Here is a 22,383-nt window from a genome sequence, read left to right as displayed (position 1 = left end):
CGAGAGCTACGCTGAGACCGTGGCGAAGAAGGGCACTCGGGGGCCGTACGCGAAGTCCGCGGCACAACGGCAGAACATCCTGGCCGCCGCACGCCGGACGTTCGCGCAGCTCGGGTACAACGGCGCATCGATGCGCGGGATCGCCGAGGAGGCCGGCATCACCTTCACCGGCCTTCGGCACCACTTCGCCACGAAGGACGAGCTGCTGATCGCCGTCCTCACCCAGCGCGACGAGGAGCACCAGGCGCAGCAGGCCGACATCCACGGCACGGATCTGCTGGACGCGCTCGGCGAGCTGCTCCACCAGGTTCTCGAGGAGCCGGCGATCACCGAGGTGTTCACGACGGTGTCGGGCGAGGCCGTCGCGCGCGATCATCCCGCACACGAGTTCTTCGTACGGCGCTACGAGCGTGTGCGCGGTGACTTCTCGAGAGAGCTGACCTCGCCGGCCGGGCAGAGCGGCGGCATCGCCGTCCCCCCCGCGCACGCCGCGATCCTGCTCGCCGCGGTCATGGACGGGCTACAGCTGCAATGGTTGCTCGACGAGGACGTCGAGGTCCACGCGGCCTTCGCCACCTTCATCGAGCTGCTGCGCACCGGCGGCAGCCGGGCTCCGGACGGCACCGACGAACACGAGTGAGACCGTCGCGCCTCACTCGGCCGACGGCGTCACACCCAGCGCGGGGAGGACGACCTCGTCGATCACCGAGATCAGGTACTCGCGGGTGATGGGCTTGCGCATCATGAGGGCGCGGTAGCAGATCATCGCCGAGCTGACGGAGGCGAGCGTCTCGATGTCGCGATCCGCGGAGACCTCGCCGCGCTCGACCGCCCGGTGGATGAGAGCCCGGTTGACCTCTTGCCGAGGCGCGACCAGCGCCGCCTGGGCCGCATCCGCGAGCTCCGGCGAGCGCGAGAGCATGGACACGATGCCCGACATCACCTGGAGCTTCTTCTCACCCTCTTCGATGGAGACCGGTTTGATCAACGCGATGAGGTCACCCCGAAGCGTGCCCGTGTCCGGCAGCTCGTGATCCTGCAGCTCGCTGCGCTTCATGCAGGCGACCGCGTCCAGCACGAGTTCGGCCTTCGACGCCCACCGGCGGTAGACGGTCGCCTTCCCGGCGTGCGCCCGCGCGGCGACCATGTCGATCGTCATTCCCTCGTACCCCGACTCGGCCAGCACCTCGAGTGCCGCGTCGAGGATGTCCGCGTCGCGGGTGTGGTCGCGTTTGCGCCCCGGTCGCGACACGTCCCCGCCCGTGTCGACGGCGTTTGCGTCGATGAGATCCAGCGGCGTCATCGCGGCCGGCCCCTTTCTCGATTGTGCCCGGCACGGTGCCGCCGGCCCCTCCAGCTTAAGCGCCCCCGGCACAATTGAGGAACTTTTTGTTTCCGGAACTGAAGAGTTCCGTATACAGTGACCGTCATGACCTCTTCTTCTCCCGTGGCGACGGCTTCGCGTCGACGCTGGCTGACGCTCGTCATCGTCGGCCTCGCTCAGCTCATGGTCGTGCTCGATGCCACGATCGTGAACATCGCCCTTCCTGCGGCGCAGACCGACCTGGGGTTCTCCGACGGAGACCGCCAGTGGGTCATCACCGCCTACTCCCTCGCCTTCGGCAGCCTGCTCCTGCTCGGCGGCCGGCTCTCCGACCTCATCGGACGCAAGCTCACCTTCGTGATCGGCCTGATCGGCTTCGCCGCAGCGTCAGCCTGGGCCGGCGCAGCACCCGACTTCGGGGCGCTCGTCGCAGCACGCGCGTTCCAGGGCGCCTTCGGCGCACTGCTGGCGCCCACCGCGCTGGCCGTGCTCACCACCACGTTCACGGTCCCGAAGGAACGCGCTCGAGCCTTCGGCGTGTTCGGGGCCATCGCCGGCGCGGGCGGCGCCGTGGGCCTCCTCCTCGGCGGAGTGCTCACGGAGAAGCTCGACTGGCGATGGAACCTGTACATCAACGTCATCATCGCCGTGATCGCGATCATCGGCGTCCTGCTCTTCGTCCCGCGCATCGAACGCCATGGCCCGCGCCCGCGGCTCGACCTTCCCGGCACCGTCCTCGTCTCCGGGGGACTCTTCGGGATCGTGTACGGCTTCGCGAGCGCCGAGACGGAGGGGTGGGGTTCCCCGCTGGCGTGGGGATCGCTCTCCGTCGCCGGAGCTCTGCTGATCGCGTTCGTCCTCTGGCAGCGCCGTGCGGCACATCCGCTCCTGCCGTTGCAGATCGTCATGGACCGCAACCGCGCCGCCGCCTACCTGTCGATCCTGGTCGCCGGGGCCGGCATGTTCGGGATCTTCCTGTTCGTGACCTACTTCCTCCAGGTCTCGCTGGCGTTCACGCCCATCCAGACCGGGCTGGCCTTCCTCCCGATGATCGTCATGCTCGTGCTCGCCGCCCAGCTGTCGACCAACATCTTCGTGCCGCGTTTCGGCCCGAAGATCATGGTGACCGCCGGGATGCTCCTGGGCGTCGCGGGGATGCTGCTGCTGACCCGACTCGACCTGGACAGCACGTACGCCGCGAACGTGCTCCCCGCCCTGATGATCATGGGCGTCGCGATGGGCACGATCATGCCGGGCTCCATGCAGACGGCGACACTCGGCGTCGACCGGCACTTCGCCGGTGTCGCCTCGGCGATGGTGAACACCAGCCAGCAGGTCGGGGGCTCGATCGGCACCGCCTTGCTGAACACGATCGCGACGACGGCCGCGACCGATTACGTCAACGCGCACCTTCCCGTGTCCCCCGACGTCATCGCGCGCGCTGCCGTGGCGAGCTACGCGAGCGCGTACTACTGGGCCGCCGGCGCCTTCGCGGTCGGCGCGCTCATCGCCGGCCTCCTGTTCCGCGCTCGCGCCGCCACCGCGAACCGTCCGACGGCCCAGCCGTCGGGGGCCGACGACGCGCCGGAGCCCGTCGTGGCGCACTGACCCGCGGCGCCGCGGTCCGGTGCCGGCCGGGGATGCCGGCCGGCACCGGATGCTCAGAGCGCGACGGTCTCGAACTCGAGCAGTTCGGCGCCGGTCGCGACGGGATTGCTCCCGCCATGGTGCGCACCCGCCTGCCCGGTGCGCCAGGCCTGGTAGGACTCCTCGTCCGCCCAGGTCGAGACGACGAAGTAGCGCGTCTCCCCGACGACGGGGCGGAGCAGCTGAAAGCCCTCGAAGCCGGGCTGCTGCTCGACGTCGTGGTTGCGCCCGACGAAGCGGGCTTCGAGATCCGGCCCCCTTCCCTCGGGAACGGTGATGGCGTTGATCTTGACGACGGACATGGGTCCTTCCTTTCCTGCGGTGGTCAACGGCGGCGAGTCGACGTCCCCGGCGCACGCCTGTGGCGGATCACCCGCTCAGCCGCTCAGGGCGGTGGTGCGGCGGAGCCCCGACGACATGCTCCGCCTGCTTCACGGCGTCGATCACGAGGTCGGAGGCGTGCTCGTCGGTGAGGCGATAGAACACGGTCGTGCCCACACGACGCGTGGACACCATGCGCGCGAGCCGCAGCTTCGCCAAGTGCTGCGAGACACCCGCCGGGCTCTTGTCGACGACGTCGGCGAGATGGTTCACCGACAGCTCTCCCGCGCTCCGCAGCGCCAGGATGATCTTCACCCGGGTCACGTCGGCGAGCATGGCGAACACCTCGACCGCGAGCTCGACGTACTCCGAGTCCGGATCGAGGCCACAAACCTTCTTACCTACGTGCACACGAAGATAATATGCACGTCTCTCCTCGTCCGCATCCCCGGAACCACGGGCACACGGACGACAGGGAGGAGGTCACCGCGCGTCGCGAGTGAGTCCGTCGACCTCGCCGTCGCGCCGCCGGGCACCATCCGGATGGGGGGATCCGTCTTCGGATGCGGATGCGTACGCCTCACGCGGCGGCACGGGGCCGGAGTCGGGCGTGAGCCTTCGCTCCCACGCCGCCTCCGAGCGGGCCTGGGCCTCGACGTCTGCTTCCGCGTTCGCGTGGCGTCGAGGACCGACCGGTCGCCCGATCGCCTCCGCCTGGAGGGCGGCGGCGAGCGAGTGCGTCTCGTCTCGCAGCGCGCGCTCGATCCGCGCGATGACATCTCGCAGGCGGCGACGCTCATCCGCGTCTCCGTCCGCTCGGCTTCGTACCATGTATACATGGTAGCGTGTCTGAGGTGACACCCGCATCGACCCACTTGCTCCCCGTGATGCCCGTTCGACGGCGATCGCCTCACCACCGCATGCACACACCCGCACGATCGGCGACACGATGACCTCACCACCGTCACCGGCGAACGCCCTCATCTTCAGCGTCATGCGACACATGGCGGGAGAGCTCTCGACCGCCGAGTCCGCCGCGCAGGCGGGGGTGCCCCCGACCGTGATCAGACAGCTGAGCAGCGAGTACGCGTCCTATATGCTGCCCCGCGCACTGCGAGCCCTCCGCTGGGCGCAGGAGAACGCGGCCGCGCACGATGACGACCTCGACGGCTGAGGACGCGCCACCGACAGGGCAGAAGCGGATGGCGTTGCCTTTCCCCGTGACGTACGCTGCTGGGAGCATGGCACTTCCACGGACACGGCAGCCTTGGGCTGAGTACGCCCGGCTCTTCGGCATGAACCTTCAGCGCGCTCGCCTGGACGCGGGACTCTCGCAGGAGCGCGTCGCTCTCAGCGCCGGGATCTCCACTTTCACGTATCAGAAGATGGAGAACGGCGAGTCCAACCCCGGGACGCCGGCGAACCCGCGCCTGCAGACGCTCGTCTCCCTGGCCATCGTCCTCGGCATGCAGGTGGACGAGCTCCTCCCCCCGTTGCCCACCGACCTGGTCCGAGATACGGGAACGCGGTCCGGCTGAGGGACGTCACGGCCTCGGCTCGCGATCCAGCAGAGCGATCAGCGCATGACACAGGCGCCGCGCGCTCTCCTCGGTCAGGACGAGGCTTCGCCGAACGTCCTCTTCGGGACCGATCCACACCCAGGTCTCACTGTCCACCCGCTCCAGTCCGACGATCAGGTCGACCGTGGCGGCCGAACCGAAGCCGCCGTCGTCGTCGGCGACCCGCTCCACCGCGGGCACCGGGATGGGATCGCTTCGATGCACGAGCTGCATCCGTTCGGTGACTTCGTCCCGACCATTGCACCAGGGCGGGCACGCCGACATCAGCCGCAAGAAACCGAAAGGCATGTGTTCCCCACCTTGAGTGCCACCAGATGCGTCATCGTGCGGTCGGCCGGTCGAGTACGCTCCGGACCTACCAGTGACCCCAAGGAGTGCTTCCACGCCGCCACCGTCGCAGAGATCGAACCTATCGCTGCTCGTGATGCCCGTCAGAGCCGGACCTATGGTTCGAGCCTCGACCAGTGTGGCGCTCGAGATACCGAAACAAGGAGACCTCCTTCCGTCGCCACCACCCGATCCGCACGCGCACGATCGAGTAGCCGAGCGCGCGGAGCTGGGACGCCGTGTCCGGCGCGAGGCAGAGACCGCGCTCCGCCGGCCTCCACCCCTCCGCGCCGGCGTAGACATCCGTGATCCGCAATCGCCTGGATATGTCAACCGCGTGACGACGCACGGCGCCACCTCCATCCCCTGACCGACGACGAATGCCAACTCATCTCACAACCGTCGGGCTAGGTCGAGCGTACCATGTATACATGGTAATGATCGACGTGACATCTTCACTCGGACAGCTTCAGAGGATCTGGATGTGCCACCCCTCGCAATCCAGATACCAGACCTCGTCCTGGTCGAGCTGCGTCAGGCCGAGAGCGCGCACCCACCCCTCGAGCCGCTCCCGACGAGAGCGCCGCACGCCGACCAGGGAGCCTTCGAGCGTGATGCCGAGCTCCCAGTGGAGGACCAGCCATCGGAGCGGCGTCAGTCCGCGCGCACAACCCCAGGAGTTCAGGGCCTCGCCGATCGCGTGGGCGAGGAGCTCGTTGATCTCATCGGCCGATGTCGACACCTCGGAGCGACCATCCGCCACGCCGTCGACCGGGTTGTCCTGCGTCATATACCATGTATACATGGTACTCTTGGGGCGGGCAAGCGACCGATGAGGAGGGCGGCCCATGGCACGAAGAGCATCGCCGGGTGACGCACGGAAGCCGCGCGAGGGGCACTGCCTCGTGCGACTGACCGTCCGCGATCACCTCGGGTTCACCTATGTGCTCGACGATGTCGAGTGTGCCAACCTCGCCGCGTCGGCGGCAATCGAGTACCTCTCGAGGAACGCACGTGAGCGAGTCCGACGAGAGCCCGATCTCGAGAACCTGGTCGGGCTCGTCTTCGAGTGATCCCGCACGCACCCCTCCCCGGCGGTGCGACTCACTGCGGATCGGACGGCTTCGTCGCGGCCGTCTCTGCGTCGGGTTCCCCCTCCGAGACACGCCGGGGAACGACCCGAACGCCGGACACACGGCGACGATCCATCGCGACGACCTGGATGACCGCATCCGGCACCTCGACCGCGTCGCCGACGACCGCGAGACGGCCGAGCCGTTCCGTGATGAACCCGGCGATCGTGTCCGACGAGCCGCGCGGGAGCTCGATGCCGGTCGCCTCCTCGAAGTCGGCGAGGTTGAGTCGCCCGTCCACGACGCCCGTGGTCGCATCCACGACCGTGTCGTACTCGTCGAAGATCTCGCCCACGACCTCCTCGACCAGGTCTTCGAGGGTGACGATCCCATCGGTGCCGCCGTACTCGTCGACGACCACACCGATCTGATCGCCGTCCGCGCGCATGCGTGTCAGGGTCGCGAGGACACCCGCCGTGGACGGCAGGTACGGGATGGGGCGCACGACCTGCCTCACGGGAGCCGTCGCGTCGCGCGTCGCGATGTCGAACAGGTCGCGCACATGGACGAAGCCGGTGATGTCGTCGATCGACTGGTCGACCACCGGGTAGCGCGAATACGGCAGCTCACGCACCTGAGCCAGGGCGTCGGTCACGCTCGCGGCGATGTCGAGTGCGACGACCTCGGGGCGGGGCCGCATGACCTCGCTGATCTGCCGCCCCCGCAACGAGAGCACGTCGTCGAGCATCCGCCGCTGGTCATCGGGGAGACCCTGGTGCGTGGCCACGATGTCGCGGATCTCCTCCTCGCTGAGCTCCTCCGCCGTCTTGTTCGGATCGCCGCCGAGCAGACGCACGAGCGCATTGGTCGACACCGAGAGGAGCCAGATCACCGGGCGCATGACGACCGCGAAGCCGTCGAGCACGGGCGCCACGGCGTAGGCGAACTGTGCGTTGCGCTGGATGGCGAGCCGTTTGGGCACGAGCTCCCCCAGGACCAGGGAGAGGTAGGCGATCACGAGCGTCAGCGCGACCGTCGCGAGCGTCATGGCCAGCTGCGGCGGAACACCCCAGCGCTCGAAGAGCGGTGCCACCGACGGCGCGATCGACGTGGCACCGTAGGCCGCCGAGGCGAAGCCGGCGACGGTCACACCGATCTGCACCGCGGAGAGGAAGGTGTTGGGGTTGCGGGCGAGGTCCGCGACCTTCCGCCCTCGCTTGCCGCGCTGCGAGATGGCGTTGATCTGGCTTTCTCGCAACGTCACGAGCGCCATCTCGGTCGCGGCGAAGACGCCGCCGACGAGCACGAAGATCACGACGAGGGCCACGTTCCAGGCGAGATCGCTCATCAGCGGGCACTCCTTCTCTCGACGGAGAGCCATCCGACGAGGGAAGACGACCCCGCCCTCCACGACACGGCGACGGGCATCGCGAGGGTCCACGCGAGTGGTGTGACGTTCACAGAGGTCTCCCGGAGAGCGGCGTGACGAGGTCTACGCCAGAGTCTCCTCCATCCCGAATCAGGACCGGTCGGCCCGGGTCGCGATGCGACCGTAATGACGAGCCGTCCGTATCGGAGTACTCCCCCTGGACTGAATGAAGGCTAGGGCACCGCGATGACAGGAAGCTGGGAGATCGCCCGAGCACGGGACAGCACCGCACCCGCGAACGGTCGCCGAGGACGTCACCGGCGCTGCGCACCTCCGTCACCAGACGTATGGCTTGCGAGCCGTCGCGCCCACGCCGCGAAGAGCGCGGTCTCCTCGGCGCGCTCCTTCCGGCCGAGATAGAGGTCGAAGCCTCGCTCGATGACCGCCTCGATGAGCCCCTGCTTGCCGCCGAAGAAGTGATAGAGGGTGGGCATCTTCACGCCGACGGCCGCGCAGATGGCCCGGAGGGAGACCCGGGGCGCCGATCGCGTGCGCCAGCGGGCGGGATCCGACGCCATCGGCGCCGGCGCACAGACGACGATCCTCTCGGCCACGACGGAGGGCGCCACCACGACGGTCCGGTTCGACTGGCGGAGCCGAGTGTTCGACGGGCAGTCCACCGGCATCTTCGTCGCGGCGGGAGACCGGCTGCGCAGCTTCACGATTCCGCCTGCGCACTGAGCACCCGACGGGATGTCGGGAGCCCCACGACGGCGCCCATCGCCGCAGCGGGGCTCCCGACATCCTCGTTCTTCACCCGCCGCGAGCACGACGCCGACGTCATTCATCCCGGGGCTCGCATACGAGAGCGTCGCCGATAGCCGACCCGGAATACATGCATCGACCGCGAGATAAGCGCGTGCTCTCGTCGATATCCGACTGCCCGATTCCAGCGAGAAAAGAGAACAGCCGAACGGGCGTTTTCTTTCATTTCCCGTTGAATCCGAGGCATAAGAACTCTGTCGTCGATGGTTCCGGAACGGAAACACCCATGACACATTCCGCTCGTAGCTTTTCCTCAACGTTGATGCGATCCCTCGTCTCGGGCTGCGAAGGTCTCGGACCACGCCGGTTCCGTGGCCATATCTGGAGGGCAAGTGAGTTCTACGCCGTTGTTCACACGGAAGTCGCGAATACGACGTCCTCCCCTTCTGGCCCTTGCGGCACTCCTGAGTTCCGTGCTGGCCGCGCTGCTGCTCCTTCCCGGCGCCCCCGCCTTTGCAGCGACCTCTCCGGCGTGCAGCGCCGACGCCGCGACAGCGTGCGTGCAGGGAACCATCCGGCAGAGCGACGACAAGCCCGCCGTCGGCATCGGGCTGACGATCGCCGGGCCGGGTGCGACGGAGACCGAGACGAAGACCGACGACTCCGGCCACTGGAGCTTCGCCGTCACGGAGGACGGCGAGTACACCGTCACGCTCGACACGTCGACGCTGCCGTCAGGACAGTTCATCGACGGCGAGTCCACGCGCACCGTCACCGTGAGCCTGCACTCGGACGTCTCGGCGATCTTCCGGCTGAGCGACAGTCCGAACGGCTCCGACAGCACGGCCGGCGGGTTCGACTGGCAACGCTTCTGGCAGCAAGCCGTGCAGGGTATCCGCCTCGGCCTGCTTCTCGCCCTCGCGTCCCTCGGCCTCTCGCTCATCTTCGGCACGACCGGGCTGAGCAACTTCGCCCACGGCGAGTTGGTCACACTGGGCGGTGTGATCGCGTGGTTCTTCACATCCGTGGTCGGCAATCTCTGGGTCGGTGGCATCCTCGCGGTGATAGCCATGGCGGCACTGGGCTGGGTGCAGGATCTCGGGATCTGGCGCCCGCTGCGCCGCCGCCGGCTGAGCCTGACCCAGATGATGATCGTCTCGATCGGCCTCTCGATCGCCCTGCAGTACGTCGTGCAGCTCTGGATCGGCGCGGGAACGGTGCGCATCGACCGTGCGAACCCGGACACAGTGACCCTGTGGGGCGTCACGTTGACCATCCAGTCCTATGTCGCGATGGGGATCGCGATCGTCGCGATCGCGGGCGTCGGGCTGGGCTTGATGTACACGCGCTTCGGTCGCGCGACGCGAGCCGTCTCCGACAATCCGGCGCTCGCCTCGGCATCCGGTATCGACGTCGACAAGGTGATCCGAGGCGTGTGGATCCTGGCCTCCGGCCTCGCGGGGCTCGCGGGCGTGCTCCTCGGTCTCGTGCTCAACGGCGTCGGATGGGAGACGGGCGGCCAGCTGCTCCTCCTGCTCTTCGCGGCGGTGACCTTGGGCGGGCTCGGGACCGCGTTCGGAGCCTTCGCCGGCGCCATGGTGATCGGGCTCATCGTCGAGCTGACCAACATCTGGCTGCCGGGAGACCTGAAGTACGCGACCGCGCTCACGCTGCTCATCGTCATCCTGCTGTTCCGACCGCAGGGAATCTTCGGCCGTCGCGAGCGGATCGGTTAAGGAGCGAGAACATGGATTTCTGGGTTTCGCTGCTCCAGCAGCTCACCGAAACGGCGATCGCACCGGCGACGGCGGCCTACGTGATCGCCGCGATCGGGCTGAACATCCACTTCGGGTACACCGGCCTGATGAACATGGGGCAGTCGGGCTTCATGCTCCTGGGGGCGTACGGGTTCGCCATCACCGTCATCCACGGCGGCGGGTTCTGGCTCGGCGTCCTCGTGGCGCTGATCGCATGCGTCGTGTTCGCGTTCATCCTCGGCGTGCCCACGCTGCGTCTTCGTGGCGACTACCTCGCGATCGTGACGATCTGCGCCGCGGAGATCATCCGGATGGTCGGTCGCCTCGCGGCCCTCGTCGACGTCACCGGAGGATCGACGGGGCTCGTCGGCCCCGAGTACCGCGGTCCGTTCACGGATCTCTCGTTCCTGCCGCCGGGCTCGACTCAGATCCTGTGGTTCGACTACCCCAACACCGACCCCGGATCGGGCAACGACTGGTGGACTCGCCTGGTGTCGTGGAGCATCGTCGCCATCGCGTTGCTGTTCACCTGGCTCGCGATGCGCAGCCCCTGGGGCCGCATCCTCAAGGGAATCCGCGAGGACGAGGACGCCGTGAGGAGCCTCGGGAAGAGCTCGTACTCCTACAAGATGCAGGCGCTGATCATCGGCGGCGTCCTCGGCGGCATCGCCGGCATGCTGGTCGTGCTGCCGGCATCCGTGCAGCCGGATGGATTCGGCCGGCCGCTGACCTTCAATCTGTGGACGATCATGCTGCTCGGCGGCGCGGCGACGATCTTCGGGCCGCTGCTCGGGACGATCATCTTCTTCATCGTCCGGATCGCCATCGTGCAGATCCTCACCGAGGTGGTGCCGAGCTCGGTGCTCAACACCCAGCAGACTCAGTGGGTCTCGTGGGTCCTGATCGGCGTCGCTCTCATGCTGCTGGTGATCTTCCGACCACAGGGCGTCCTCGGCAACAAGAAGGAGTTGAGCTTCAATGCCTGACGAGTCGACCATGGCGCCCTCATCATCGGAGACGCATCACGCACCGGGTCCCGCGACCGCGGCGATCCGCACGACGCTCGCCGGCGTCGAGGAGACGGCGGGTTCGCCCAAGCCCGACCCGATCCTCGTCGTCGACAACATCGTGCGCCGCTTCGGCGGCATGACCGCCGTGAACGTCGAGCACCTGGAAGTCCAGCGGGGAGCGATCACCGCCCTCATCGGCCCCAACGGCGCCGGCAAGACCACCTTCTTCAATCTCATCACGGGGTTCGACAAGCCCTCTTCGGCCAAACGTCTCCTCGGCGGCCCGCCAGCGGCCGAGGCGGCGAGGTGGTCGTTCGACGGACGCACACTCGCCAACACCGTCGCCTCACGCGTCGCGCGGGCGGGGATGGTGCGCACGTTCCAGCTGACCAAGGCGCTCTCGCGGATGACCGTTCTGGAGAACATGCTCATCGGCGCGAAGGGCAATCCGGGTGACAACCTCGCGATCGGGCTGATCAAGCCGCTCTGGGCCAAGGCCGAGCGGGCCAACCGTGAGAAGGCACAGGAGCTGCTCACGCGTTTCAAGCTCGACACGAAGCGCGACGACATGGCCGGAAGTCTCTCCGGGGGTCAGAAGAAGCTCCTCGAGATGGCTCGGGCTCTGATGAGCGACCCGAAGATGGTGATGCTCGACGAGCCGATGGCAGGCGTCAATCCGGCGCTGACGCAGAGCCTGCTCGAACACATCCAAGCGCTGCGCGAAGACGGCACGACGGTGCTGTTCGTCGAACACGACATGCACATGGTCCGGCACATCTCCGACTGGGTCGTCGTGATGGCGCAGGGCGAGGTGGTCGCCGAGGGCGGCCCGGAGCGGGTCATGAAGAACCCGGCGGTCATCGACGCCTATCTCGGCGCCTACCACGACACCGATCTCGGCGACGACGAAGCCGTGACGACGGGTCTGATCACGCAGATCGAGGCAGAGGCAGAGGCCGAAGCCCACGAGAGCGACGAGGAGTCCAGATGAGCGCGCCATCCGCCGCCTCCGCCCCGGAGACGGAGACCCGCACCCCCGTCCTGAAGGCCGACGACCTGGTCGCCGGCTATCTCCCCGGCGTCAACATCCTCAACGGCTGCACGCTCGAGGCGTACCCGGGCGAGCTCGTCGGGATCATCGGACCGAACGGTGCGGGCAAGTCCACGCTGCTCAAGGCGCTCTTCGGACTCGTCACGGTCCGGTCGGGCTCCGTCACGCTTCAGGGCGCGGACATCACCAACAACCGCGCCAACCAGCTCGTGCAGGCGGGGATCGGCTTCGTCCCCCAGACCAACAACGTCTTCCCCTCGCTGACGATCGAGGAGAACATGCAGATGGGCATGTTCCTTCGGCCGAAGGCCTTCGCGGCGCGCGTCGCGGAGATCTGGGAGCTCTTCCCGGTGCTCGGGGAACGCCGGAAACAGCGTGCGGGGTCGCTCTCGGGCGGCGAACGGCAGTCGGTCGCCATGGCGAGAGCCCTCATGATGAGCCCGCAGGTGCTGCTGCTCGACGAGCCGAGCGCCGGACTCTCGCCGGTGCGCCAAGACGAGACCTTCATCCGCACCCGTGAGATCAACAAGACCGGGGTGACCATCATCATGGTCGAGCAGAACGCTCGCCGATGCCTGCAGATCTGCGACCGCGGCTACGTGCTCGACCAGGGACGCAACGCCTACGAGGGAACCGGTCGCGAGCTCGCGAAGGACCCGAAAGTCGTCGAGCTCTACCTCGGCACACTCGCCAGCGAGGTCGATTCAGCGCACGACGCGTAAGCCCGCGGCAGCGGCACGATGCGCCCATGAGGAGGCGCCACGGTGCGTCGTGCGTGCGCACGGGAGGCCGATGACGACGGTGCACGTCGGTTGTGGCGGATGCGGGAGGTCGAGGCGTGTTGAGCAGTCGCGCGGCCCCGCACAGAGAGGGGGTCGGATGCCGAAGCATCCGACCCCCTCCGGAGTCCTTCGAGGACTCAGTTGGTCGAGCCCTGGATCGACTTCTGGAACTGCGGAACGTTGTTCGCGTCGAACTTGTAGATGCCGATGTAGGCGCTCGACGGGTCGTTGTCCGAGTTGAACGCACCGATACCCGCCTTGCCGGCGTACGTGATCTCCTTGCCTTCCTTGATCAGCGCGAGGCACGAGGCGTAGTCCGAGCACTTCTCGCCGTTCGTCGCACCCGAGACGGCGGCCAGGTTGGCCTGAATGGTCGGGCCATCCGTTCCCTTGCCCTTCTCCGCCGCGAGCGCGGTGAGGACGATGGCGTCGTACGACTCGGGCGCGTACGAGAAGTCCTTCAGGTCGGCGTTCGCCGAGGACTTGTAGAAGTCCGTGAGCTGCTGCTTGAAGGTCGCATCAGGCTGGGCGCCGGGGATCGTCCCCTGCGCGCCCTCGAGAGTCCCCGCAGCGAAGTCCGCGCTGTAGTCGGCGGTGTTGCCGTCGACGTAGTAGGTCTTCGACAGGTCGAAGCCCTGCGCTTTCAGCTCCGGGACGATCTGCTTGGTCTCGTCGAACGCGAGGATCACGATCGCATCGGGCTTGGCTGCCAATGCTGCCGAGACCTCCGAGGAGAACGTCTTCTGACCGGGCGCGAACTCCTGCCCCTTGCCCTCGGCGCCGTAGACGACCTCGCCGCCGGCCTTCTCGACCGTGCTCTCGATGACATCACGCAGGCCCGTGCCGTAGGCGTCGTTGAAGACGAGGAACGCCACCTTCTGCACGCCGTCACCGACGACCAGGTTGCCGAGCGCCGATCCCTGCACCGTGTCCGGCGGGGCGGTGCGGAAGTAGTAGCTGGAGTAGCCGGAGAGCTTGGTCGCCGTATTGGCCGGCGAGATCTGCACCTTGCACTTCGAGACGATCGAGTCGACGAAGTTCAGGGTGACGCTCGACGATTCCGCACCGAGCACGACCTGCGCGTCGGACGATGAGATCTGCGCAGCGGAACCCGTCGATACCGACAGGTCGGAGGAAGCGCCGGAGTCCGTGATCGGGCCGACCTTGATCGGCTGTCCGAGCACACCCCCTGCGGCGTCGATGTCCTTGACGGCAAGGCCGTACCCCGCTTCCGCGGGCGGGGTTGAGGTACGCGAGCGAACCCGTCTGGGGAAGGATCGTTGCGAGGGCGAGCGGACCCGTGCTGGGGGTACCCGGCGCGCATGCGGCTGCAGGATCGTTGTGCGCGGACGCACTCGACGATGGAGCGGACGACGAACCACCCGAACTTGAACATCCCGCGAGCGTGAGCGACGCCGCACTGGCCAGTGCAACGGCAGCAATGATCGCTTTCTTACGATGAAGCATCATGTGTAGCTCTTCCTTTCTCGGTGATGATCACGTCGATACAGATCGATCGCATGATCTGGGATGAACGTACGAGAAAGCTGTCACCAGAATGTTTCGCTCAGATCGCGATGATGACATGCGGCCCAATCGTTATCAAAAAGATCGAAAGATTCCTATCAGAAGGTTTTTTCGGCGCTCGAGAAGGCGCTTTATCTCTCCCCCGCCTCCGGCGCCGTGTCAACCGCATCGGACCGCACAGGCCTTCGCCACGCCGAAACAATCGAATCCACGCTGAGCATGACGAGCGCGAGCCAGATGATGCCGAAACCGATCCACCGTTCGAGCGGCATCGGCTCGCCGAGAATCCACGCACCGGTGATGAACTGCAGGATCGGCGTGGCGAACTGCAGAAGTCCGATGAGGCTCAGGGGGGCACGTCGCGCGCCCTCTGCGAAAAGCAGAAGCGGCACCGCTGTCACGATGCCGGCGGCCGCGACCAGCGATGCGTGCGCAGGACCTGCCGTGGTGAGAGTGAGCCCGCTCGTCGCGGCGACGACGGCGAGCTGGACCACCGCCACCGGCGTCAGCCACATCGACTCGAGAGCGAGCCCGCTGAGCGCGTCGACCCGCGGGCCGATCTGCTTCTTCACGAGACCGTACATGCCGAATGAGAAAGCGAGAGCGAAGGAGATCCACGGGACCGTTCCGTAGCCGACGATGAGCACGACGACGGCGACGGCTGCGAGCCCGATCGTGAGCCACTGCAGGATGCGCAGTCGCTCTCGCAGCACGATGACACCGAGCAGCACGGTCACGAGCGGGTTGATGAAGTAACCGAGGCTTGCCTCGATGAGATGGCCCGTGAGGGTCGCGACGAGGTACACCTGCCAGTTGACGTAGATGAGGGCGCCCGCGAGCGCGGTCAGGCCAGCCAGACGCGGCGTCCGCAGGACTGCGCGCACGCGCGGGTAACCGCGGACGATCGCGAGGAGCACCGCGCAGAACACGAGGGAGAACACGATCCGCCAGCCGACCACCTCCCACGGTCCCGTCGGCGACAGCAACAGGAAGTAGAGCGGGAAGAAGCCCCACAGCAGATAGGCCAGGAAGGAAAGGAGACCGCCGACCGCATGCTGGTGCGACGAGCCGACCTTCACCACGATCGCTCCCTCCTCCGAAGAGCGGAGCGGCGCGAAAGCCGGCACCCGGACGCCCGTTCGACTTTCACCGTGACCTCGCTTCCGCGCTCACTCGTCGCCCGCACGTACGCGCCTGCGCAGCCGCAGCCTCTGCTGTACCAGCAAGATGCCCACGAACACCACCGCGGCTCCGACGGGTTCATTCCATGAGATCCGCTCGCCGAGCACCAGAACGCCGAGCACGACTCCGACGACCGGGGTGATGTAGGTGACGGTCGAGGCTCGCGTGGGCCCCCAGGCGCTCAAGGTGTTCTGGTTCCAGACGTAAGCCACGCCGGTGCCCAGGACACCCAGGGTCACGATGCTCAGCACGACCGGCACGGTCAGATGCATCGGCACGACGAGAACGAAGGGGGACAGCAGCAGCATGAAGAGCGCCGCAGGAGCGATGTATCCGAAGGCGAAGGCGATGCCCGATAGGCCCGTGCCGGCCAGGAAGCGTCGCATGTACGCGAGGCTGAAGCCGTAGCAGGCGGTCGCACCCAGCAGGGCGAGCTGGGCGACCGTGCTGCTGGCGGCCTCGGCCACCGCTCCGGGAGCGATGATGACGATGACGCCGACGATGCCCACCGCGATGCCGACGAGCTGGCCGGGCCGAAGGCGTTCGACGCGGAAGACGGCCCACGCCATCACCGCCGTCATGATCGGCGTGGTCGCGTTGAAGATGCTCGCGAGCCCCGAAGACACATGCTGCTCGGCCCAGGCGAAGAGCAGGAACGGCGTGACGCAGAAGGTCAGCGCGAGCACGCACAGGTGCGCCCACACTCGGCGGCTGCGCGGGAGGCGCTCGCGACGGATCGCCACGATCGCTCCCAGGGCGATGGCCCCGAACAGGAGGCGCCCGCCCGCGACCTGTGCGGGGGTCATGCCGGTGAGGGCGATGGCGATGAAGAGGAAGCTCGAACCCCAGACCACGCCGGTGAGGGTGAACTGCACGGCGATCGACACGGAGGACGGAGAGGAAGGGGACGCCACGAGTCAGACGATAGGGGGTGACTCCGACATCGCGATAATTGTCATGATCGACGTCTGAGAGGAGATCCCATGGCCGTGGACCTCACGGAGTACACCGCGCTGAGCTTCGACTGCTATGGCACGCTCATCGACTGGGAAGCGGGCATCGCCGCGGTCCTCGGCCCGTGGGCCCGCAGGAACGACCCATCCATCAGCGACGAGGCCGTGCTCGTCGCATACGCGGAGAACGAGGCCGCCGTCGAGGCCGAGATGCCGACCGCGCTCTATCCGGACGTGTTGCGTGAGGCCTTCCGACGGACGGGCGGGGAGCTCGGGTTCACCGTGACCGACGCAGATGCAGACGCTCTCGGCACCTCCGTCCCCGACTGGCCGGCGTTTCCGGATTCGGCAGAGGCGCTGGCCCGCCTGAAGAAGCACTACACGCTCATCATCCTGTCGAACGTCGACCGCAAGAGCTTCGCGGGAAGCAACGCCCGCCTCGAGGTCGCCTTCGATGAGATCCTCACCGCCGAAGACATCGGTTCCTACAAGCCCGATCCGGCCAACTTCCGCGCTCTGGCCGCACGCGTGGCGGAGATCGGGGCGACCGGCAAGCTGCTGCACGTGGCGCAATCGCTCTTCCACGACCACGTTCCGGCCAAAGCGTCAGGACTGAGCACGGCATGGATCAACCGCCGGCACGCTCAGCCGGGCTGGGGCGCTACCCCGGACCCGCGCACCGAGGTGGCCCCCGACATCGAGTTCCCGTCGATGGCCGCGTTCGCGGACGCTGTCGACGACGCGTTCGACGCGCAGGTCGAGACCGTCTGATCCACGACATCCCGTCCGGATCGGGTCCGGTCAGAGACGGTCGCCGAAGGCTCGCCAGGCTTCGCCCAGGCGCTGCACACCGTCCTCGATGAGCGCGGCGCCAGAGGTGATCGGGATGCGGATGTGGTCGTCCGTGTCGACGTCGGAGGCGAACTCGCCCGAACCGGCCACCAGCACGCCGAAGCTGGCGGCCTGACGCGCGAACGCGGCAGCGGACCCGGCAGGAAGCTGCGCCCACAGACACAGCCCGCCGCGAGGCGGACGGAACCGCCAGTCCGGCAGGTGTCGTGCGACGAGGGAGCCGACGAAGACGGCCGCCTCGCGGTGCGGGACGGCGGTGTCCCGCCGGAGGGCGGGCGCGTCCACCAGGAAGTCGAGGGCGAGGAGCTGCGAGGGCACACTCGTCGACAGGTCCGTGCTCTGACGGATGCCGCGGAGTCGTCGGATGAGCACGGGGTCGGCACGCACCCAGCCCACGCGCAAGCCCGCCCATGCCCATTTCGACAGCGACTCGACGACCACGATGGGGGCATCGGGCCGGAGCGCGGCGAGCGAGGGCGGAGTGACGCCGTCGAACGACACCGACGCGAGCACCCGGTCCTCGACGACGGTGATCCCGTGCTCCGCCGCCAGGTCGGCGATGCGCTGACGGACAGCGGGGTGCGTGTGGATTCCGGTCGGGTTCTGATTGTGCGGGTTGAGGGCGATGAGCACCGGTCTGCGCACCACGATCGCTGCGGCGAGCTCGTCGACGTCGATCCCGTCCGGCGTGAGCCGGATGCCGTGGACTCGTCCGCCGCGTCGACGCACAGCATCCGTGAGCCCGGGCCAGGCGACCTCTTCGGTGAGGACGGTGTCGCCGGAGGAGACCAGCTCGTCGACGAGCAGGCTCAGTGCCTGCTGCGCACCGTTCGTGACCAGGATCTGCATCGCGGTCGTGGGTGTTCCGTCATCCGTCATGGTCTGCGCCATGAGCGCACGCAGGGCGGGAAGACCAGCGGGGTCGGCGTCGTCCGTGCCCGCGTCGAGCGTGGGTCGATGCCGTCGCACGATCTCCATCGCGCGCGGCGACATCGCGGGGACCGCTCGCAGCAGATCGATGCTCGAAGGAAGAGTGGCGTACAACGCCTCGCCCCGTCCGGCGGATCGACGCGCGGCCGACGGCGCGGCGCCTGCGATGCGGGTGCCGCTGCCCTGACGGCGGTCGAGGATGCCGTCTTCCTGGAGCCGTGCGTAGGCGCTGACCACCGTGCCCCGCGAGACCGAGACGGTCGCTGCGAGCGTCCTCTCCGAGGGGAGGCGATCACCGCCCCGCAGCTCTCCCTCGTGCACGAGGCGGGCGATGGCTTCGGCGAGACTCGTGGAAAGCGTCGCGTCGGTCGTCGCCCACTTGCCCAGGCGGGCTGCGAGCCGTTCGGCCGAAACGACAGCCGTTCGCTGGTCCACCAGCGCGGAAGTGGCTCTGTCGGAAGAGGTCATAGTCATTGATTCTGGTCCAATGACCCGAACCACATCATCCGAGAGGCTCTTCCTCGATCCACTCACACCAAATTGGACCATCGCCGACCTGCTCGACTGGATCGCTGCCGATGACGTCCGTTGCCACGACACGAAGCTGACCGTCGTCCTCGAGGCCGTGGACCGCGCACTCGGCGCGCCCGCCGCCGCCGTCGCGCCCAGCTCCCCCGTCGCCCTCGTGCGCGCGATCGCGACCCGGGCCGCCGGCGACCCCACCCTCGGTGCGCGACGCCTCGGCGACCTGGTTGCGGTGCCGACGCTGGCGCCTGTCGTGGCCACGGTCTCTTCACCCCGGGAGACGGCCGTGCCCGACGACCTCGCGTCGAGCGCTCCGGCCGCCTAGGGAACGTCTGCGGATCGTCGACTGTTGGCCTCGCAGGCGCTGAGGTCGCAACGCGGGCTCGGACGGGCGCGATGTCGTCGAATCGCGCCCGTCCGAGCGGTGGAGAAGGTCAGTTGATACTGAGTCCGCCGTCGGAAGTGATGACCTGCCCCACGATCCAGGCCCCGCTGTCGGTGCTGAGCCACCCGATGAGTTCCGCCGGATCCTCGGGTCGTCCGTATCGCCCGAACGGCGTCGTCGCGAGAAGGTCCTTGAGTGCGTCGAGCGGGCGGTCGGCGGTGTCGGGATCCATGTAACCGGTGTTGACGGGGCCGGGATTGATGGTGTTGAGCACGATGCCCAGGTCGAGGAGCTCGGCGGCGACGGTGGTGGTGACTCCCGCGAGCGCGGCCTTGCTCGCCGCGTAAGCGACTTCGCCTCGCAGGGGACCGTGCAGTTGACCTGAGGTCATCCAGAACACTCGGCCCACCGGCTCGACGAAAGGTCCGTCGCGGTGAGCGCGTTCCCCGGGGCGTCGCTGCGCTCTTGTCCCGACATCGGTCTTCCGCTTGGCGAACTCGGCCGTGAGCAAGAGCGTGGATTGAGCGTTGGTGCGCCAGAATGCGTCCAACCGGTCGGGCGTCATGTCGAGGATCCCGCCGTCGTCGCCGCTCTTCGCATGGTTGCAGACGAGGATGTCGAGGCTGCCGGTGAGCCCGACAGCGGAGTCGATGAGCGCTGCGACCCTGTTGGCATCTGTCAGGTCAGCGCTCAGGTCCCCGCTGAGCGCAGACGGATGGAGGACATCCCGTATGCCAGCGCGGATCGCGTCGAGGTCGTCGCCGCCCCAGGGCAGGTCGAGGTCGTGCGGCCGATAGTGGTGAAAGAAGATGCTCGCGCCGAGCGTGGCAAGTCTCCGAGCCACCGCGTATCCGATGCCGCGGCGCCGTGAGACGCCCGTGACGAGAGCGGTCTTTCCGAGCAGAGGGAGCGCAGAACTGTGCATGATCGTGAGCCTTCGAGCATGAGCGGTGATGCGGCGTTCACGCCGATCGCGCTCGGTGAGAAGTGAATGCGGGAAGCAGGCTCAGATGCATTGCATGCCAGCGAGCATATCCACGCAGCGTGGACGACGAAAAGGCTGACGATCGTTCGCGCCCGGAAGGTCGGAGAATCCGACGGTGGCGCCGGCGTGGGTCGCTCGCGCACGTTCTCCTTCGGCCACGACCCTTGTCAGACCTGCAGCCGAGGCGAGATCGCCAGGATCCTGCTCGGGCCAGCGAGCCTGATGAGAGTTCGTTCAGCCGAGGTTGAGGCGTATCGGGGTTCCGGGTGGGACATCACGCACTTGCGCCCAGATCTGCGACCCGATCCCCCACAGCATGTCCGTATCGGTCAGCTCAAGATTGCCCACCGTGTACTCACCGCCCAGATACAGCGGGACGCTGAACCCGACACTGTCCGTGAACGACAACCCGGCGTCCGGCGCCCCCACCGCGTTCTTCCACTCACGGAAGAACGACTCCGCGAACACCTGCGACACCATGTCGTCATGACGCAGGATGCCCGTGAACTCGCTCAGCTTCCCGAACTCCCCCACCTCGCCACGACCGATGTCCGCAACCACCAGCACCGGGTCAGCCCCATCCCCCTGGTTCGTGGCAACGATCTGACGCCCCTGCCAATCGAACGCCACAACATCCGCGTCCACGCTCACCAGCTCGGGGAACGCCTCACGTACATGATCACGGAACGTCGGCGCGGACTCGGAGTCATGAAACCTGAGCAAACCCTCGTCGAACGAGCGCCCGCAATACCCCGCACTCGCGAACACCGACCCCACATGCGCCGGCACGAACGTCCCGCCCGCACCCGACACCCCCGCATCAACCCGCAGACTCACCTCTTCAACTCCTCTCACGCTGCCCAGCCGGGCAACAACGCGATGTTCGCCGCCCTCTCTCGTCGTAGACGTGTAGATCCGCCCACGAGACCGCTCGGCCCAACCACCAAGCAGCCACATTCGCCCCAACATCACAAGTTCCATGACCCCTCGCCGGCACCGGGAGTGTCTGGCGAACGTCCAGTGCGCTCGCTGCGAGCGTCATCGCGTTGCTGGCGAGCGCCGACGCACTGCGACGGACGTACACCCAGGCGTTCTTCAAGCTCATCCTGATCTAGGAAGACGAACCAGCCGAAAGCGAACTCCAGGACCTCTTCGGACTCGTGTCCGCCGCCCCAAAAGCAGAGGGCAAAGAGCCCCACAGGAGGAGAACGACCCTTAGGACGCGTTGCTAAACGCCGTCATGCTGACCTGGTCAGTTGCATTTCTTATGGGCCGCTGCGGTCTCCGTTCGGGACAGCAACAGCGACCGTTGCTCGCGTTCGAGAGCGCTCACCCCACTCCGGCGAAGGAGGAACTGATCCGCCGCCAGCTCGCCGTAACCCCGGCTCGCTACTACGTGCTTCTGCTGCGCGCTGCATCGTCGCGCGAGGGGCAGGCGTTCGACGCGATCACGGCGCACCTCGTTTCACGAGCGCGCGATTGAGCTGATCCGCGAGCCGCGCCGATTCCGGGTACCTCTGCACACCCTGTTGGAGAAGCGCGAGCTCCCCGTCGAGGTCTCGAAGTTTCCGCAGGATCAACGCCGCTTTGAGATACCAACCCGAGGCGCCGCGATCTCCGCCCCAGATCTTCGCAACCGCGTCCGCCGCCATGGCCGTCTCCAGCGCGAGAGCCAGCGCGACTTTGAGTCGTCCCTCACGCTTCATCTGGTCGATGTGCATGGCCCACTCGAGGTAGAACACGCCTCGGACGTCTCCAGCGCCCAGCACCTCGGGTGGCTGGTGCAGGAAGTTTCGGCCGAAGCGCGCAATCGCGATCCGGCGGTGATACTCGGTACGCGCTTCGGAGCGAACTCCTGGGGCGTACAGCAACGAGCTGGGATCGGCCACGCGCCGCGCCACTTCGATCAGCTCGTCTTCGTCCGCTGTGACGGGCTTCGCCGTGCCGAGGTCGAGCCACGCAAGGTCGAGGACCTCTCGCGTGTCATAGTCGTACGGCCACAGGACGCCTCGGCGCGCGAGCTCCATGCCTGCGTCGG

The 22,383-nt window shown here is 67.4% G+C and carries 28 protein-coding genes; 13 read left to right on the top strand and 15 right to left on the bottom strand.

The window, feature by feature from the left end; genetic code table 11:
• Positions 1-19: 19 nt before the first annotated feature.
• Positions 20-640: a TetR/AcrR family transcriptional regulator gene (locus tag QE381_RS16580; protein ID WP_307219950.1), complete on the top strand. Its 621-nt coding sequence runs from the start codon at positions 20-22 to the stop codon at positions 638-640.
• Between the two features lie 12 nt (positions 641-652).
• Here QE381_RS16580 and QE381_RS16575 read toward each other — a convergent pair whose 3' ends face one another.
• Entirely contained in the window at positions 653-1,303 is a 651-nt protein-coding gene (locus QE381_RS16575; RefSeq protein WP_307219947.1) for a TetR/AcrR family transcriptional regulator, read from the bottom strand.
• A gap of 126 nt (positions 1,304-1,429) precedes the next feature.
• Here QE381_RS16575 and QE381_RS16570 point away from each other — a divergent pair, with 126 nt between their 5' ends.
• Positions 1,430-2,932 carry a DHA2 family efflux MFS transporter permease subunit gene (locus QE381_RS16570; protein ID WP_307219945.1) on the top strand — a complete coding sequence of 501 codons (1,503 nt, stop codon included), beginning with the start codon at positions 1,430-1,432 and terminating at the stop codon, positions 2,930-2,932.
• 53 nt (positions 2,933-2,985) lie between these two features.
• On the opposite strand, the gene QE381_RS16565 is transcribed toward QE381_RS16570, so the two are convergent.
• The 3 genes from QE381_RS16565 to QE381_RS16555 all read right to left on the bottom strand — a co-directional run bounded on the left by QE381_RS16565 (position 2,986) and on the right by QE381_RS16555 (position 4,123).
• The gene (locus QE381_RS16565; RefSeq protein WP_307219944.1) at positions 2,986-3,273 is read right to left on the bottom strand and encodes an antibiotic biosynthesis monooxygenase; all 288 of its coding nucleotides are present in this window, start codon (positions 3,271-3,273) and stop codon (positions 2,986-2,988) included.
• A 67-nt stretch (positions 3,274-3,340) separates the two neighbouring features.
• Positions 3,341-3,703, bottom strand: a complete 363-nt coding sequence (locus QE381_RS16560; protein ID WP_307219942.1) for a metalloregulator ArsR/SmtB family transcription factor — start codon at positions 3,701-3,703, stop codon at positions 3,341-3,343.
• 72 nt (positions 3,704-3,775) lie between these two features.
• Positions 3,776-4,123, bottom strand: coding sequence for a hypothetical protein (locus QE381_RS16555; RefSeq protein ID WP_307219941.1), 348 nt, complete (start codon positions 4,121-4,123; stop codon positions 3,776-3,778).
• Positions 4,124-4,241: 118 nt separating this feature from the next.
• Here QE381_RS16555 and QE381_RS16550 point away from each other — a divergent pair, with 118 nt between their 5' ends.
• Positions 4,242-4,466 carry a hypothetical protein gene (locus QE381_RS16550; RefSeq protein WP_307219939.1) on the top strand — a complete coding sequence of 75 codons (225 nt, stop codon included), beginning with the start codon at positions 4,242-4,244 and terminating at the stop codon, positions 4,464-4,466.
• A gap of 121 nt (positions 4,467-4,587) precedes the next feature.
• On the top strand, positions 4,588-4,830 hold the full coding sequence (locus QE381_RS16545) for a helix-turn-helix domain-containing protein (protein ID WP_307219938.1): 243 nt from the start codon (positions 4,588-4,590) through the stop codon (positions 4,828-4,830).
• A 6-nt stretch (positions 4,831-4,836) separates the two neighbouring features.
• Here QE381_RS16545 and QE381_RS16540 read toward each other — a convergent pair whose 3' ends face one another.
• Positions 4,837-5,160 carry a hypothetical protein gene (locus tag QE381_RS16540; protein WP_307219937.1) on the bottom strand — a complete coding sequence of 108 codons (324 nt, stop codon included), beginning with the start codon at positions 5,158-5,160 and terminating at the stop codon, positions 4,837-4,839.
• Positions 5,161-5,668: 508 nt separating this feature from the next.
• Positions 5,669-5,989, bottom strand: a complete 321-nt coding sequence (locus QE381_RS16535) for a hypothetical protein (RefSeq protein WP_307219935.1) — start codon at positions 5,987-5,989, stop codon at positions 5,669-5,671.
• Positions 5,990-6,047: 58 nt separating this feature from the next.
• Between QE381_RS16535 and QE381_RS16530 the strand changes: the two genes are divergently transcribed.
• On the top strand, positions 6,048-6,272 hold the full coding sequence (locus QE381_RS16530; protein ID WP_307219933.1) for a hypothetical protein: 225 nt from the start codon (positions 6,048-6,050) through the stop codon (positions 6,270-6,272).
• A 31-nt stretch (positions 6,273-6,303) separates the two neighbouring features.
• Here QE381_RS16530 and QE381_RS16525 read toward each other — a convergent pair whose 3' ends face one another.
• Both QE381_RS16525 and QE381_RS16520 read right to left on the bottom strand, forming a co-directional pair.
• A complete protein-coding gene (locus QE381_RS16525) occupies positions 6,304-7,620 on the bottom strand; it encodes a hemolysin family protein (RefSeq protein WP_307219931.1) in 1,317 nt (438 codons plus the stop codon).
• 335 nt (positions 7,621-7,955) lie between these two features.
• Positions 7,956-8,135: a hypothetical protein gene (locus tag QE381_RS16520; protein ID WP_307219930.1), complete on the bottom strand. Its 180-nt coding sequence runs from the start codon at positions 8,133-8,135 to the stop codon at positions 7,956-7,958.
• On the opposite strand from QE381_RS16520, the gene QE381_RS16515 reads away from it, so the two are divergent.
• The 5 genes from QE381_RS16515 (at position 8,128) to QE381_RS16495 (ending at position 12,946) form a co-directional block, all read left to right on the top strand.
• The gene (locus tag QE381_RS16515; RefSeq protein WP_307219929.1) at positions 8,128-8,382 is read left to right on the top strand and encodes a hypothetical protein; all 255 of its coding nucleotides are present in this window, start codon (positions 8,128-8,130) and stop codon (positions 8,380-8,382) included. The genes QE381_RS16520 and QE381_RS16515 overlap by 8 nt on opposite strands.
• A gap of 470 nt (positions 8,383-8,852) precedes the next feature.
• Positions 8,853-10,142 (top strand): branched-chain amino acid ABC transporter permease, encoded by a 1,290-nt coding sequence (locus QE381_RS16510; RefSeq protein WP_307220576.1) that lies wholly within the window; start codon positions 8,853-8,855, stop codon positions 10,140-10,142.
• Between the two features lie 11 nt (positions 10,143-10,153).
• On the top strand, positions 10,154-11,149 hold the full coding sequence (locus QE381_RS16505) for a branched-chain amino acid ABC transporter permease (protein WP_307219928.1): 996 nt from the start codon (positions 10,154-10,156) through the stop codon (positions 11,147-11,149).
• Between the two features lie 10 nt (positions 11,150-11,159).
• Positions 11,160-12,164 (top strand): ABC transporter ATP-binding protein, encoded by a 1,005-nt coding sequence (locus tag QE381_RS16500; RefSeq protein WP_307219927.1) that lies wholly within the window; start codon positions 11,160-11,162, stop codon positions 12,162-12,164.
• The gene (locus QE381_RS16495; protein WP_307219925.1) at positions 12,161-12,946 is read left to right on the top strand and encodes an ABC transporter ATP-binding protein; all 786 of its coding nucleotides are present in this window, start codon (positions 12,161-12,163) and stop codon (positions 12,944-12,946) included. The genes QE381_RS16500 and QE381_RS16495 overlap by 4 nt, the downstream gene beginning before the upstream one ends.
• 197 nt (positions 12,947-13,143) lie before the next feature.
• On the opposite strand, the gene QE381_RS16490 is transcribed toward QE381_RS16495, so the two are convergent.
• The 3 genes from QE381_RS16490 to QE381_RS16480 form a co-directional block, all read right to left on the bottom strand.
• Entirely contained in the window at positions 13,144-14,361 is a 1,218-nt protein-coding gene (locus QE381_RS16490) for an ABC transporter substrate-binding protein (RefSeq protein WP_307219923.1), read from the bottom strand.
• 303 nt (positions 14,362-14,664) lie between these two features.
• Complete coding sequence (gene rarD, locus QE381_RS16485) at positions 14,665-15,615, bottom strand: EamA family transporter RarD (protein ID WP_307219922.1); 951 nt, start codon at positions 15,613-15,615, stop codon at positions 14,665-14,667.
• An 87-nt stretch (positions 15,616-15,702) separates the two neighbouring features.
• Positions 15,703-16,629 (bottom strand): DMT family transporter, encoded by a 927-nt coding sequence (locus tag QE381_RS16480; RefSeq protein WP_307219921.1) that lies wholly within the window; start codon positions 16,627-16,629, stop codon positions 15,703-15,705.
• Between the two features lie 69 nt (positions 16,630-16,698).
• Here QE381_RS16480 and QE381_RS16475 point away from each other — a divergent pair, with 69 nt between their 5' ends.
• On the top strand, positions 16,699-17,439 hold the full coding sequence (locus QE381_RS16475; RefSeq protein WP_307219919.1) for a haloacid dehalogenase type II: 741 nt from the start codon (positions 16,699-16,701) through the stop codon (positions 17,437-17,439).
• 30 nt (positions 17,440-17,469) lie between these two features.
• On the opposite strand, the gene QE381_RS16470 is transcribed toward QE381_RS16475, so the two are convergent.
• Complete coding sequence (locus QE381_RS16470) at positions 17,470-18,918, bottom strand: PLP-dependent aminotransferase family protein (RefSeq protein ID WP_307219918.1); 1,449 nt, start codon at positions 18,916-18,918, stop codon at positions 17,470-17,472.
• A gap of 19 nt (positions 18,919-18,937) precedes the next feature.
• On the opposite strand from QE381_RS16470, the gene QE381_RS16465 reads away from it, so the two are divergent.
• Positions 18,938-19,300 carry a hypothetical protein gene (locus QE381_RS16465; RefSeq protein ID WP_307219917.1) on the top strand — a complete coding sequence of 121 codons (363 nt, stop codon included), beginning with the start codon at positions 18,938-18,940 and terminating at the stop codon, positions 19,298-19,300.
• A 109-nt stretch (positions 19,301-19,409) separates the two neighbouring features.
• On the opposite strand, the gene QE381_RS16460 is transcribed toward QE381_RS16465, so the two are convergent.
• Both QE381_RS16460 and QE381_RS16455 read right to left on the bottom strand, forming a co-directional pair.
• Positions 19,410-20,285: an SDR family oxidoreductase gene (locus QE381_RS16460; RefSeq protein ID WP_307219915.1), complete on the bottom strand. Its 876-nt coding sequence runs from the start codon at positions 20,283-20,285 to the stop codon at positions 19,410-19,412.
• A gap of 294 nt (positions 20,286-20,579) precedes the next feature.
• A complete protein-coding gene (locus QE381_RS16455; protein WP_307219914.1) occupies positions 20,580-21,326 on the bottom strand; it encodes a hypothetical protein in 747 nt (248 codons plus the stop codon).
• A gap of 259 nt (positions 21,327-21,585) precedes the next feature.
• On the opposite strand from QE381_RS16455, the gene QE381_RS17995 reads away from it, so the two are divergent.
• Entirely contained in the window at positions 21,586-21,828 is a 243-nt protein-coding gene (locus tag QE381_RS17995) for a DUF3263 domain-containing protein (protein WP_373426961.1), read from the top strand.
• Here QE381_RS17995 and QE381_RS16450 read toward each other — a convergent pair.
• Positions 21,794-22,372, bottom strand: a complete 579-nt coding sequence (locus QE381_RS16450) for a hypothetical protein (protein WP_307219913.1) — start codon at positions 22,370-22,372, stop codon at positions 21,794-21,796. The two genes, QE381_RS17995 and QE381_RS16450, sit on opposite strands and share 35 nt — an antisense overlap.
• Positions 22,373-22,383: the final 11 nt, after the last annotated feature.

The organism is Microbacterium sp. SORGH_AS_0888, assembly GCF_030818905.1.
In the GTDB taxonomy this organism is placed as follows: Bacteria; Actinomycetota; Actinomycetes; order Actinomycetales; family Microbacteriaceae; genus Microbacterium.
This window is presented reverse-complemented; position numbering and strand designations above follow the sequence as displayed.

What these genes read in the sequence shown, in the direction of transcription:
- QE381_RS16475 (WP_307219919.1), top strand. Translation starts at nt 16,699, where the DNA reads ATGGCCGTGGACCTCACGGAGTACACCGCGCTGAGCTTCGACTGCTAT.
- QE381_RS16550 (WP_307219939.1), top strand. Translation starts at nt 4,242, where the DNA reads ATGACCTCACCACCGTCACCGGCGAACGCCCTCATCTTCAGCGTCATG.
- QE381_RS16465 (WP_307219917.1), top strand. Translation starts at nt 18,938, where the DNA reads ATGACCCGAACCACATCATCCGAGAGGCTCTTCCTCGATCCACTCACA.
- QE381_RS16570 (WP_307219945.1), top strand. Translation starts at nt 1,430, where the DNA reads ATGACCTCTTCTTCTCCCGTGGCGACGGCTTCGCGTCGACGCTGGCTG.
- QE381_RS16565 (WP_307219944.1), bottom strand. Translation starts at nt 3,273, where the DNA reads ATGTCCGTCGTCAAGATCAACGCCATCACCGTTCCCGAGGGAAGGGGG.
- QE381_RS16530 (WP_307219933.1), top strand. Translation starts at nt 6,048, where the DNA reads ATGGCACGAAGAGCATCGCCGGGTGACGCACGGAAGCCGCGCGAGGGG.
- QE381_RS16535 (WP_307219935.1), bottom strand. Translation starts at nt 5,989, where the DNA reads ATGACGCAGGACAACCCGGTCGACGGCGTGGCGGATGGTCGCTCCGAG.
- QE381_RS16525 (WP_307219931.1), bottom strand. Translation starts at nt 7,620, where the DNA reads ATGAGCGATCTCGCCTGGAACGTGGCCCTCGTCGTGATCTTCGTGCTC.
- QE381_RS16505 (WP_307219928.1), top strand. Translation starts at nt 10,154, where the DNA reads ATGGATTTCTGGGTTTCGCTGCTCCAGCAGCTCACCGAAACGGCGATC.
- QE381_RS16575 (WP_307219947.1), bottom strand. Translation starts at nt 1,303, where the DNA reads ATGACGCCGCTGGATCTCATCGACGCAAACGCCGTCGACACGGGCGGG.
- QE381_RS16540 (WP_307219937.1), bottom strand. Translation starts at nt 5,160, where the DNA reads ATGCCTTTCGGTTTCTTGCGGCTGATGTCGGCGTGCCCGCCCTGGTGC.
- QE381_RS16520 (WP_307219930.1), bottom strand. Translation starts at nt 8,135, where the DNA reads ATGCCCACCCTCTATCACTTCTTCGGCGGCAAGCAGGGGCTCATCGAG.
- QE381_RS16555 (WP_307219941.1), bottom strand. Translation starts at nt 4,123, where the DNA reads ATGGTACGAAGCCGAGCGGACGGAGACGCGGATGAGCGTCGCCGCCTG.
- QE381_RS16455 (WP_307219914.1), bottom strand. Translation starts at nt 21,326, where the DNA reads ATGGAACTTGTGATGTTGGGGCGAATGTGGCTGCTTGGTGGTTGGGCC.
- QE381_RS16450 (WP_307219913.1), bottom strand. Translation starts at nt 22,372, where the DNA reads ATGGAGCTCGCGCGCCGAGGCGTCCTGTGGCCGTACGACTATGACACG.
- QE381_RS17995 (WP_373426961.1), top strand. Translation starts at nt 21,586, where the DNA reads ATGCTGACCTGGTCAGTTGCATTTCTTATGGGCCGCTGCGGTCTCCGT.
- QE381_RS16545 (WP_307219938.1), top strand. Translation starts at nt 4,588, where the DNA reads ATGAACCTTCAGCGCGCTCGCCTGGACGCGGGACTCTCGCAGGAGCGC.
- QE381_RS16500 (WP_307219927.1), top strand. Translation starts at nt 11,160, where the DNA reads ATGGCGCCCTCATCATCGGAGACGCATCACGCACCGGGTCCCGCGACC.
- QE381_RS16470 (WP_307219918.1), bottom strand. Translation starts at nt 18,918, where the DNA reads ATGACCTCTTCCGACAGAGCCACTTCCGCGCTGGTGGACCAGCGAACG.
- QE381_RS16495 (WP_307219925.1), top strand. Translation starts at nt 12,161, where the DNA reads ATGAGCGCGCCATCCGCCGCCTCCGCCCCGGAGACGGAGACCCGCACC.
- QE381_RS16460 (WP_307219915.1), bottom strand. Translation starts at nt 20,285, where the DNA reads ATGCACAGTTCTGCGCTCCCTCTGCTCGGAAAGACCGCTCTCGTCACG.